This is a genomic window from Streptomyces sp. NPDC044063 (assembly GCF_056434285.1).
Window position 1 is genome coordinate 1 of the sequence record NZ_JBWKFM010000069.1, and the last position, 1,050, is coordinate 1,050.

Annotated in this window: 1 protein-coding gene; it reads right to left on the bottom strand. The window is 70.0% G+C overall.

What is annotated here, in order from left to right; genetic code table 11:
- Nucleotides 1-1,050, bottom strand: a 1,050-nt coding sequence (locus AC07BS_RS35145; RefSeq protein WP_478935589.1) for an NAD(P)-dependent malic enzyme, incomplete at both ends; no start/stop codon positions are given.

Consider the following 1,050-nt stretch of genomic DNA (forward strand, 5'->3'; position numbering starts at 1 on the left):
GTTGAAGACGCTGGGGATGATGTAGTTCGCGTTGAGCTCGTCGCCGGCGACGACGTCGGCGAGGGCGCCGGCGGCGGCCAGCATCATGTCGGTGTTCACCGTACGCGATTGCGCGTCGAGCAGGCCGCGGAAGACGCCGGGGAAGACCAGCACGTTGTTGATCTGGTTGGGGAAGTCGGAGCGGCCGGTGGCGACGACGGCGGCGGTCTGGCGGGCGATGGCCGGCTCGACCTCGGGGTCGGGGTTGGCCAGCGCGAAGACGATGGCGTTCTCGGCCATGGCGGCCACGTCCTCACCTGCCAGGACGTTGGGGGCGGAGACGCCGATGAAGACGTCGGCGCCGCGGACGGCTTCCTTGAGGGTGCCGGTGATGCCTTCGGGGTTGGTGTTGTCGGCGATCCAGCGCAGTGCGGTGGCGGGGCCGGCGGAGACGAGGTCTTCGCGGGCGGCGTGGACGACGCCGTGGATGTCGGCGACGACGGCGTGCTTGACGCCGGCGGCGATGAGGAGCTTGAGGATGGCCGTTCCGGCCGCTCCGGCGCCGGACATGACGACGCGTACGTCGCCGATGGCCTTGCCGACCACGCGCAGGGCGTTGGTCAGGGCGGCGAGGACGACGATGGCGGTGCCGTGCTGGTCGTCGTGGAAGACGGGGATGTCGAGGGCTTCGCGCAGGCGGGCTTCGATCTCGAAGCAGCGGGGTGCGGAGATGTCCTCGAGGTTGATGCCGGCGAATCCGGGGGCGATGGCCTTGACGATCTCGACGATGGCGTCGCTGTCCTGGGTGTCCAGGCAGATGGGCCAGGCGTCGATGCCGGCGAAGCGCTTGAAGAGGGCGGCCTTGCCCTCCATGACCGGCAGGGCGGCCTTGGGGCCGATGTTGCCCAGGCCCAGCACGGCGGAGCCGTCGGTGACAACAGCGACGGAGTTGCGCTTGATGGTCAGGCGGCGGGCGTCCTCGGGGTTCTCGGCGATGGCCATGCACACGCGGGCGACGCCGGGGGTGTAGACCATGGAGAGGTCGTCGCGGTTGCGGATGGGGTGCTTGGA